The 10,120-nt window shown below is 64.2% G+C and carries 12 protein-coding genes; 5 read left to right on the forward strand and 7 right to left on the reverse strand.

Annotated elements, in window-relative coordinates; all coding sequences use genetic code 11:
* Positions 1–36: 36 nt before the first annotated feature.
* A complete protein-coding gene (locus H3H39_RS26670) occupies positions 37–636 on the reverse strand; it encodes an FMN-dependent NADH-azoreductase (protein WP_182157517.1) in 600 nt (199 codons plus the stop codon).
* Positions 637–747: 111 nt separating this feature from the next.
* Here H3H39_RS26670 and H3H39_RS26675 point away from each other — a divergent pair, with 111 nt between their 5' ends.
* On the forward strand, positions 748–1,653 hold the full coding sequence (locus H3H39_RS26675; protein WP_182157518.1) for a LysR family transcriptional regulator: 906 nt from the start codon (positions 748–750) through the stop codon (positions 1,651–1,653).
* A 10-nt stretch (positions 1,654–1,663) separates the two neighbouring features.
* Here the strand turns inward: H3H39_RS26675 and asd are convergent, their stop codons facing one another.
* The gene (asd, locus tag H3H39_RS26680; protein WP_182157520.1) at positions 1,664–2,509 is read right to left on the reverse strand and encodes an archaetidylserine decarboxylase; all 846 of its coding nucleotides are present in this window, start codon (positions 2,507–2,509) and stop codon (positions 1,664–1,666) included.
* A 456-nt stretch (positions 2,510–2,965) separates the two neighbouring features.
* Here asd and H3H39_RS26685 point away from each other — a divergent pair, with 456 nt between their 5' ends.
* Positions 2,966–3,256: an H-NS histone family protein gene (locus tag H3H39_RS26685; RefSeq protein ID WP_182157522.1), complete on the forward strand. Its 291-nt coding sequence runs from the start codon at positions 2,966–2,968 to the stop codon at positions 3,254–3,256.
* A 285-nt stretch (positions 3,257–3,541) separates the two neighbouring features.
* The gene (locus H3H39_RS26690; protein WP_182157524.1) at positions 3,542–4,162 is read left to right on the forward strand and encodes an LON peptidase substrate-binding domain-containing protein; all 621 of its coding nucleotides are present in this window, start codon (positions 3,542–3,544) and stop codon (positions 4,160–4,162) included.
* A gap of 9 nt (positions 4,163–4,171) precedes the next feature.
* Here the strand turns inward: H3H39_RS26690 and H3H39_RS26695 are convergent, their stop codons facing one another.
* The 3 genes from H3H39_RS26695 to trpS are packed head-to-tail and all read right to left on the reverse strand — an operon-like array spanning position 4,172 to position 6,732.
* Positions 4,172–5,119, reverse strand: coding sequence for a DMT family transporter (locus tag H3H39_RS26695; protein WP_182157526.1), 948 nt, complete (start codon positions 5,117–5,119; stop codon positions 4,172–4,174).
* A 48-nt stretch (positions 5,120–5,167) separates the two neighbouring features.
* Positions 5,168–5,674 carry a DUF1294 domain-containing protein gene (locus tag H3H39_RS28430; RefSeq protein WP_182157527.1) on the reverse strand — a complete coding sequence of 169 codons (507 nt, stop codon included), beginning with the start codon at positions 5,672–5,674 and terminating at the stop codon, positions 5,168–5,170.
* Positions 5,675–5,709: 35 nt separating this feature from the next.
* A complete protein-coding gene (gene trpS / locus H3H39_RS26705; protein ID WP_182157529.1) occupies positions 5,710–6,732 on the reverse strand; it encodes a tryptophan--tRNA ligase in 1,023 nt (340 codons plus the stop codon).
* Positions 6,733–7,020: 288 nt separating this feature from the next.
* Here trpS and H3H39_RS26710 point away from each other — a divergent pair, with 288 nt between their 5' ends.
* Entirely contained in the window at positions 7,021–7,281 is a 261-nt protein-coding gene (locus H3H39_RS26710; RefSeq protein WP_182157530.1) for a CCDC90 family protein, read from the forward strand.
* 59 nt (positions 7,282–7,340) lie between these two features.
* Here the strand turns inward: H3H39_RS26710 and H3H39_RS26715 are convergent, their stop codons facing one another.
* Complete coding sequence (locus H3H39_RS26715) at positions 7,341–8,168, reverse strand: substrate-binding periplasmic protein (RefSeq protein ID WP_182157532.1); 828 nt, start codon at positions 8,166–8,168, stop codon at positions 7,341–7,343.
* Positions 8,169–8,184: 16 nt separating this feature from the next.
* Positions 8,185–9,459: a TCR/Tet family MFS transporter gene (locus tag H3H39_RS26720; RefSeq protein ID WP_182157534.1), complete on the reverse strand. Its 1,275-nt coding sequence runs from the start codon at positions 9,457–9,459 to the stop codon at positions 8,185–8,187.
* A gap of 166 nt (positions 9,460–9,625) precedes the next feature.
* Between H3H39_RS26720 and H3H39_RS26725 the strand changes: the two genes are divergently transcribed.
* The gene (locus tag H3H39_RS26725) at positions 9,626–9,964 is read left to right on the forward strand and encodes a hypothetical protein (protein WP_182157536.1); all 339 of its coding nucleotides are present in this window, start codon (positions 9,626–9,628) and stop codon (positions 9,962–9,964) included.
* Positions 9,965–10,120 lie beyond the last annotated feature (156 nt).

Below are 10,120 nucleotides of genomic sequence, written 5' to 3' on the forward strand. Positions count from 1 at the left end.
CATCTTTGCGCGCCGCCCTGCGGCGCGGCACGTTGTTTATACGAGGACGGCGTTGATTTCCGCGTCAGCCTGGGCTTGCGCCTTGGCCACTGCGTCCGGGCCCAGGCCCATGCCTTCAGCGTACACGAACTGCACGTCGGTCAAGCCCAGGAAGGCCAGGAAGGTCTTCAGGTGCGGCAACTGGGTGTCGGTCGGGCCATCGCGGTGCATGCCGCCGCGGGCCACGGCCACATATACTTTCTTGCCGGTCAGCAGGCCGACGGGGCCGGTGGCCGTGTACTGGAAGGTCACGCCGGCGCGGGCGATGGCGTCGAACCAGCTTTTCAGTTGCACGGTAATGCCGAAGTTATACATCGGCGAGCCGATCACGATCACATCCGCTGCCTGCACCTGGGCGATCAGGGCGTCATCCAGGGCCACGCGGGCGGCCTGCTCGGCGTTACGCTGGTCGGCCGGGGTGAACAGGGCTTGCAGTGCCGTCTCGTCCAGCACGGGGTGAGGCTGGGCGGCCAGGTCGCGGCGGGTCACGCTGACGTTGGTGGCGGTGGCGCTCAGCTTGGCGACCAGGGCGTCGGCCAGGCGGGTCGATTCGGAACCGATGCTGCGGGCGCTGGAATTGATTTGCAGGATGTTCATGGTGTGCTCCGTTTCTGTGGGGTTGTTGTTACGATGGAAGAACTTTATCAGTTCCAAAAATGATCCGGAAGCCGTTAAAATGGATAACATTAGTCCGCCAATGGAACAATCATGGAAATCGACCCTGGCGACTTGCTGCTGTTCGCCCGCATTGTCGAGTGCGGCAGTCTCAGCCTGGCCGCTGCGCGCGTGCAATTGCCCAAGTCCACCGTCTCGCGCCGCTTGTCGCTGCTGGAAACGCAGCTGGGCGAGCGGCTGCTGCAGCGGACCACGCGCAAGCTGGTATTGACGGAATTCGGCGCCAGCCTGCTGGAACACGCGCGCCGGGTCACCGAGGAAACAGAGGCGGCCGGCGCGCTGGCCCAGCACCGGCAGGACGCGCCCAGCGGGCTGCTGCGCGTGTCCATGCCGGCCGATTTCGCCAATCTGATCATGGGTGCCTTGCTGGCCCGTTTCATGGCGCAATACCCGGCCATTTCGCTGGAGCTGGACCTGTCGCCACGCCGGGTCGACCTGGTGGCCGAGAACTTCGACCTGGCCATCCGCATGGGTGCGCTGCCCGACGATGCCACCCTGGCCGCGCGCCGCATCGTCATGAGCACGCTGGAACTGTACGCGGCGCCCACCTACACCGGCTTACATGGCTTGCCCGAACATCCGGACGACCTGTTCCAGCACGATTTGCTGAGCCTGCCGCCGCGCGTGAACGGGCTCACCCGCTGGACCCTGCAGCGGGGCAAGATTTTATGGGAGCGGGAATTGCCGGTGCGCGTGATGGCCAATTCGCCGGACTTGCTGGTACGCATGGCGCGCACGGGCGTCGGTATCGCGGTCAGCACGCGACAGCTGGCGCTGCCTTATCTGCAAACGGGGGAATTGGTGCGGGTGTTGCCGGACTGGTGTTTTCCGACGGTGACGGGCTGGGCCGTGTTCCCCGGCCGCCGGCTGATGCCGGCCAAGACCAGGGTATTTCTCGACATGCTAGAAGCGAGCTTCACGGCGGACAGCGCCGTGTGAGGTGTGGCGCTTATTTCGTGTTGCCCATCATCTCGCCCAAGCGGACGGCGGCGGCCGGCTGCCAGCCGGCATTGAAGTGGATGGTGTCCTTGGGGAACAGCATGACGACCGTGGAGCCGAGCAGGAAGCGGCCCATTTCCTCGCCTTTTTTCAGCACGATGTTCTGGTCCGCGTAATGCCACTGGCGCACCGCGGCCGAGCGCGGCGGATTGACCACGCCATGCCAGACGGTGGCCATGCTGCCGACGATGGTGGCGCCCACCAGCGTCAGCACGAAGGGGCCGTGGGCGCCTTCGAACACGCACACCACGCGTTCATTGCGCGCGAACAGGCCGGGCACGCCACGCGCCGTGGTGGGGTTGACGGAGAACAGGGCGCCCGGAATATAGATCATGCGGGTCAGCTTGCCATCGCAGGGCATGTGGATGCGGTGATAGTCGCGCGGGCTCAGGTACAGGTTGGCGAAGCTGCCGTGGCGGAAGTGTTCGGCCAGCGCGCTGTCGCCGCCCAGCAGGGCGGTGGTGCTGAATTGATGGCCTTTTGCCTGGAAGATCTGGTCGTCCTCGATCGCGCCGAACTGGCTGATGCGGCCATCGACCGGGCAGACGTAATCGGCCGGCGCCAGCGGGCGGGCGTCCGGGCGCAGTGCGCGCGTGAAGAACTCGTTGAAGCTGGCGTAGTGGCTGATATCGGGATCGAGCGCCTCGTCCATGTTGACGTCGTAGCGGCCCACGAACCAGCGGATCAGGCCGGTGGTGGCGGAGCCGCCTTTGGCGCCGGCCACGCGTCCCGCGAAATTGGTCAGCGCTCCCTTGGGAAGCAGGTATTGGGGCAGCACGGCAAGGCGGTCGGACACGATAGTCAATCCATGGCGAATAAATGGTGACGCATTATAGCGTCGGGCCGGGGAAAAAATGTACTTCCCATGCTAGGGCATCCCATCTAGTGATCGGCGCGGGCCGCGCCGGGTTTGCGGCAGCCCCGCGCTTTAACCTGGATTTAACTGCTTGGGTATTGCGTTGTAACAAAAAGTTCGCTTGATACTTACTGTCTCTGGCGTGCTTGGCATTGGTATCCGCTATTTCACCGCTATTCTCCCGCGGATTCTGAAATACATTCAGAAAGTTGTAGAAATTATTCGAAATACTATTTATATTGGTATTTGTTGTGTATATCGCCATAACAATTCGCCAGTCTTATGGTAAATTGGCATCTGGTGAATTCTCACACAATGTCACACCGAGAGTTAAGCCGCAACGCCACGAAAGACGAGTTTAAACATTCGCTCTCAACCGATCTAGAGGATATAAATATGACGACGTACCAGGAATACAAAGCAAAGATCGCGGAATTGGAAAACCTGGCCGAAACCGCACGCAAGACGGAATTGCAGGCAGCCAAGGAAAAAATCGCCGCCATCATGCGCGACTATGGCTTGACGCTGGCCGACCTGGGTGCGGTGACGAAAGCCAAACCAGTCAAGACGCGCGCCCCCGTGCCCACCAAATATCGCGACGACGCTACCGGCCAAACCTGGACCGGCCGCGGCCGCGCACCAAAGTGGCTGGAAGGTAAAAACAAGGATCAATATCTGATCAAATAATGGCGGACCGGGAGCGCGTGCGCTGGATTGAATGCCAGTGCGCGGATCCCGGGTTGATCGCCAGCGTCGCCGCCGGTGTGGACGGGTACTGCATTGGTCCGCGCCAGCGTGATCGTGTTTTATCGCCGGTGCCCTGACCGGTGCACGGCGCGCAGCGTTATATTCCTGCCGCCTTCTCCCATACCTGTTGCTTTTGTGGTGAAAGGAAGTCTGGCTTATTGCCTTTCTTGCGCTATCACCCGTTTAGGGCAATGCCGGCCGTCCCGATCTGTGCGATCATGCGGGATGCTTGCCATTTCACTATTTCCACTGAATACAGTCTTATTCCCCGACGGGCACCTGCCGCTGCAAGTGTTTGAAGTGCGCTACCTGGATTTGATCAAACGCTGCATCGCTCAGGACGAACCGTTTGGCGTGGTGCCGTTGCTGGAGGGGAGCGAGGTGCAAGTGCCGGAGCAGGAGCAAGTATTGTCCAGCGTCGGCACCATGGCCCGTATCATCGACTGGTCGGCGCCCATGCCGGGCTTGCTGCGCGTGTCGTGCGTGGGCACCACGCGCTTCCAGGTGCGTAACGCGGAGCGGCTCAGGCACGGCTTGTGGGTGGCCGACGTCGATCCGCTCGATGGCGACCGGGCCGTGCCCGTGCCCGAGGAACAGCGCAACGTGGCCGATGCGCTCGGCTCGCTGATCCGCTCGCTGGAAAAGAAACAGATTTCCACCGCCAATATGCACCTGGCGCCGCCATACCGGCTCGATGACGCGGGCTGGGTGGCCAACCGCTGGTGCGAACTGCTGCGGCTGGACTTGCGCGACAAGCAGCGGCTGCTGCTGCAGGATAATCCCGTGCTGCGGCTGGAACTGATCCAGGATCTGCTGAGCGAGAACGGCCTGTTGACCAGCCAGTAGCGCGCGCGGCTAGTGCGCCTCCTCCAGCGCATGCACGCGCACCGACCACACCACGCCCACGATCAACAGCACGATGGCCGCCACTTCCAGCGGGCGCGGCAGTTGTTGCTTGTAGATGAAACCGTAGAGCAGGGCGAACAGGGTTTCGAACAGGATCAGCTGGCCTGACAGCGTGACGGGCACGCGCCGGCTGGCCACGTTCCATAAATGGTTGCCGATCACGGAGGCGCCCAATGCCAGCAGCGCGTTGACGAGCCAGAATGTGCCCCAGTGGCGGCCGCTGGCCGCACCGGCCGCGCCCGTCACGTCGGCATGGTAGATGGCAAAGGCGGCCACGCCGATCACCAGCGCGATCAGGCCGCTGGCCAGGCCGTACAGGGCTGACCATTCGCCGCTGCTGAAGTGGGCATTGCGCTTGAGGTAGCGCGCGTTGTCCAGCGTGTACCAGCTCCAGCACAACAGGGCGCCGGTGGCGCACAGCACGCCCACCAGTTTTTGGCCGATGGCGATGCCAGCGCCGCCGCTGTCATGGGTGAATACGTCGATATTGATGCAGACGATGCCGGCCGTGACCACCAGCAGCGGCAAGGTCAGCTGGCGCAACGGCACTGAGCCGTGGTCCTTGTGTCCCATCAGTGTGACGGAGATGGGCAGCACCCCGATGATGAGCGAAGTGGGCGCCACGCCTGCCAGCTTCACGCCCAGTGCCAGCAGCATGTAATAGACGATGTTGCCGGCCAGCGCGTGGCGCAGCAGGGCCAGGTAGTCGCCCCGGTCGAGCCGGTGCAACAGGCTGTTCAGGCGCGGCAGCATCAGGCCGGCAGCGATGGCGCCATAGGCGACGTAGCGGCCCACGGCCAGCTCCAGCGGCGAGTAGGCCGCCATCAGTTCCGGCACGATGAACACCATGCCCCACATCGCACCGGCCAGCAAGCCACACAACACGCCATTCCACATCGGCCAGACTTTCTACATTGATTTCTTGCTGAGGATGGCGAGCGATTCTTACGCCGCTTGCCACCGGGCCAGCCAGGTGAAGGCGGCCACGTTGGCCGCCACGGTGCACCAGAATACGGCGCGGAACGCCGTCTTGCTGGACTTGTGCCGCAGCCATTGCTGGGCCAGGATGGCGCCCGGCCAGCCGCATGCCAGGCCCAGCATCAGCAGCGTGCGTTCCGGCGTGCGCCAGCGGCCGCGCACGGCGGCCGCCTTGTCGAGCGCGTAGGCAGCAAAGCACAACACGCTCGCCACCCCATACAGCAGCGCCACCCACGACGGCAATCGCCACAGCAGGGTGGCGGCCAGGTAGAGCAGGGCGAAGGCGGCCAGCGCCAGGTAGCCGACGCCGCCCGTAGCACTGGCAGCCTTGCCACGGCTAGCATCTGTTGCCTTGCCACGGCCACCATCGGCAGCCTTGCTACGGCCACCACCGGCGGCGGTGCTCCGGCCACTACCGGCGACGTTGCTGCTGGTGCGCCGGTCGGCCGGGCGTGGCCGGCGTGCGGTGGACATGGCTTGCGCGTGCCTGGACGGTGAGACTCAGGCCGTTAGAAGTAGCTCAGGCCAAGCGCGGCCTTCACTTCGTCGGCGGTGCGGGCCGCCACTTCGCGCGCGGCGGCCGTGCCATCCTTCAGTATTTGCATGATGTAGCCACGGTCCTTGGCCAGTTCCTCGCGGCGCGCGCGGATCGGGGCCAGCATTTCCTGCAGCACCAGTTCGAGGCGTTTCTTGACGATGCTGTCGCCCAGGCCGCCACGCACGTAATGGGCTTTCATTTCGGCCAGTGCGGCCTGGTCGGGATCGAATGCGTCCAGGTAGATGAAAGCGACGTTGCCTTCCAGGTGGCCGGGGTCTTCCACGCGCAGGTGCAGTGGGTCCGTGTAGACCTTCTTGACGGCGGCCGTGATCTCGGCGGCGCTGGCGCCCAGGTTGATGGTGTTGCCCAGCGATTTGCTCATCTTGGCCTTGCCGTCGATACCGGGCAGGCGGCCGATTTCCGGTACCAGCGCCTTGCATTCGACCAGGATGTCCTGGTTGGCGAGGCGGTTGAAGCGGCGCACGATTTCGTTGGTCTGCTCGATCATGGGAATCTGGTCTTCGCCCACCGGCACCAGCGCGGCCTTGAACGCCGTGATGTCGGCCGCCTGGCTGGCGGGATAGGTGAGGAAGCCGGCCGGAATGTCGCGTTCGAAGCCGCGCAGCACGATTTCGGCCTTGACGGTGGGGTTGCGCTCCAGGCGGGCCACCGTCACCAGGTTCAGGTAATAGAAGGTCAGCTCGGCCAGTTCCGGAATCTGCGACTGGATCAGGATGGTGGACTTGGCAGGGTCGATGCCCACGGCCAGGTAGTCCAGCGCCACTTCGACCACGTTGCGGTGCACCTTGCCCGTGTCGTCCATATTGTCGGTCAGTGCTTGCGAGTCGGCCAGCATGATGTACTGCTTGTAGTCGTGCTGGTAGGTGACGCGGTTGCGCAGGCTGCCCACGTAATGACCCAGGTGCAGGGGGCCGGTGGGGCGGTCGCCGGTCAGGATCACGGCGGGGGAGGTGGACTTGGCTGGCAGACTCATCAGGGTTCCTTTACGTTACCCCCGTCCGGCGCGCCAATAAAAACGCCGCCTGGCGGAGGCGGCGTTGATAAAAACATCATTCACTATGGATAAACAGTGGCCGCTCGCTGTCAGCGGCGCCACCAATTCACATTCGAACGAGGTATAGGGGTCAATTTCATGCCGCGTATGGTTGCAGTTCGGCGGCGGTCTGTCAAGTTGTTGTGGCCGGTCAAACGTGGAGGTGGCCGGGGAACTTGAGGCCGGCCCGCACGATCTAAACAGAATCAGGCCGCCCAGAGGCGCATAATGACATCTCCATTCAATTCACTGGCATTCAAGGACACTCTGGTGGAAGGAGGCTTCAGCGACAGGCAGGCGGCCGTGCTGGCCAACGCGATCTGGGACCTGGTGACGAATACGCTGGCGACCAAGGACGATCTGCTCGCCCTGGAGCAACGCATGGACGTCAAACTGGTGCAACTGAAAGTGGAACTGCTCATGTGGATCGTCAGTCTGACGGTGGTGCAGACGACGGTACTGGGCGCGCTGATGAAATTGCTGCACTAGTTGTTCCGGTCCCTTCTCAGCGACCCTGCGTATCCTTGGGCGGCGCATGGCCGCCGTCATCAGTGCGCCCGCACGCTGGCGGCCAGGATGTCGGGCCGATGATAGCGCCGGAAACCCTCCATCACCGCGCCCGATTTGGCGGCCTGTTCCAGCAGTTCGCGCAGCGCGCGCTGGTCTTCCGGCATGAGCGACAGGCGTGAAATGTAGGCGCCGCTCTGGCCCCAGGGCAGTTCCGGTATCGGCTCCAGCCGCAGTTTGTCGAGCATGCCGCTCACGCGCGGTTCGTGGGCGATGGCCCCGGCCAGGATGGTCGGCCCCATGATGGTGATGTCGACCGCGCCCATATTGAGCAGGCGCGCCACGGCGCTCACGTCCACTTCCGTGAACAGGCGTCCCTGTTTGGCCAGTTCCTTCACCAGCGCCGTGTATTGTTCGCCATGATCGAAGCCGCGCACCACGGCCACCCGCAGCTCGCGCCTCTCCAGCAACTCCTTGGCGCTGGTGATGGGCGCGCGGTCGCTGGCCAGCGAGATCAGGGTGGCGCGGTGGCCCATCATGGGGACGAAGATGCCGAGCTGGTCGCGCGCGGCCGTGCGCGTGGCCGGTACCAGCATGTCGGCCTTGCCCGCCTCGAACAGGGCTACCTGGCGCGCGCGCGGCACAATGGGGAACAGGAAGGTGCAGCCTTTGCTCTGGCCGACGTCGCGCAACAGCTCCGGGTAGATACCGCTGACTTTACCCGCTTCGATGATGACGCTGGCGCCGGTCGGCGCCACCGGCGCGCTGATGTCGCGTGAGCACGCGGCCCCGGCCATGCCGGCGGCGCCAGCCAGCAAGGCCAGCAGCCAAGCCAGGGGGCCACGCGACGGCGACGGAAGCAGCTTCATAGGAATTGTGGCGGGTTCAGGCCTGCATCCGCGCCTGCTGGCGCAGCCGGCTCAGGTGGAAATAGCGGCGCGCCACCAGGATGGCCAGCGCCTGCATGGCGGCGCAGGCGAAGAAGGTGGTACCGATGCGCCAGTCGCGCGCCGGCAGGTCGCTCACCTTGGCCACGATGGTATTGCCCAGCAGCGGCATGACGATGATGCCCAGGCTGCTGATCGACTGCAGCGATCCCATCAGTTCGCCCTGTTCCTGCGCCGGCGTGGCCTTGGAGATGATGCCCTGCAGCGCCGGGCCGGCCGCGAACGCCAGCAGGTTGCACAGGATGAAGACGTACATCATCCAGCCCTCGGTGGCCAGGCCGTACAGCATGTAGGTGATGCAACCCGAGCCCAGGCCCACCAGCATCAATCGAACTTCGCCCAGGCGCCGGATCAGCACGCCCAGCAGGCCAGCCTGCACGACGGCCGCCGCCAGCCCCACGCAGAACAGCGCGATGCCGTTTTCACGCGGGCTCCAGCCGAAGCGGAAGTGGGTATACAGCACCCAGGTCGAATGCAACATCATCTGGGCGAACGTGACCAGCGAGTAGACGATCACCAGGCCACGGATATCGGTGCGCCGCGCCAGCTTGGCGATGGCCGCCAGCGGATTGACCTTGGCCAGCTTGAAGGTCTGGCGCCGCGCCTGTGGCAGCGATTCCGGCACCACCAGGTAGCCGTAGACGAAATTGGCGGCCGACAGCGCGGCGGCCACATAAAACGGCAGGTGCAGATTCACGCTGCCCAGCAGGCCGCCCAGCATGGGGCCGCAGATGAAGCCCAGCCCGAACGCGGCGCCGACCTTGCCGAAGCTCTTGGCGCGGTTGTCTGGCGTGGAAATGTCGGACGCGTAGGCCGACGCCACCGACATGCTGGCCGACGACATGCCGCCCACCACCCGGCCGATGAACAGGCAAGCCAGGTTGGGCGCCCAGGCCGTGGCCAGGAAATTGAGGCACATGCCCGCCATCGAATACAGCAGCACGGGACGGCGGCCGATGCGGTCGCTGAGTGCGCCCAGCATGGGCATGAAGATGAATTGCATCAGGCCGAAGGTGGAACTGAGCGCACCATACCACCACGCCTGGCCGGCGCGGCCATGCACGAACTCGCCCACCAGGATGGGCAGCACCGGCACCACCAGGCCGATGCCCAGCATGTCGATGAATACGCAGACGAGAACGAAATTGAGGTTGCCGGCGGGCGCGGAAGGGGGGGGCGCGGACGGGACGGTGGCGTCGTGAGTGATGGTCATGGTGATGCGATTGTGGCATGAAACAGGGGCGCGCCATAGAGCGGCACGGAAATTCGTTGTGCACGCGCACGGTGCAAGGTTTTGATGAAAAGAAACATTATTTGCTTGCCAATTTCATTTGTGTTGTGCAAAATAATACAACAAATAACAACATCGGGAGACGTCGATGCGCACCATGTTAGCCGCCAGCCTGATTTTGCTCTGCACGTGCGCGCACGCGCTGGACGACACGCCGACCTCGAACGTCGTCATGGGCCCGCGCGGTGAAGACTTGCGGGCGCCGGCGCCGGCCCGTCCGCGCCAGGATGCGCCGACCGCACATCGTACTCAGGAGAGTGGGGATGAAGTGCGCCGCGGCGTCCGTCCCGCGCCCGCAGCTACCCCCACGCCCGCAGCCACTCCTGCGCCCGCTGTGCCCGCGCCTGCGGCGGCTGGCCGACAGGGCGTGCAGCCATGGCTGGCCATCCGCCAAGCCATGCCCACGGGGGCCGCCGCCCAGCGGTGAGGGCGCGGGCCGACGCGCATGTGCTTTGGAGGGGGGTGTCCCTATGTCGTTCGTCAAGCAGTTGTGACGGAGGCAGGACAATAAAGTGTGCCGTCTCGCATCATGGCGTAGATGACATCGCAGCGCCGCCTGGCGAGAGCAATTAGCGCTTGGTTG

Source organism: Rugamonas apoptosis, from assembly GCF_014042355.1.
Classification (GTDB): domain Bacteria; phylum Pseudomonadota; class Gammaproteobacteria; order Burkholderiales; family Burkholderiaceae_D; genus Rugamonas; species Rugamonas apoptosis.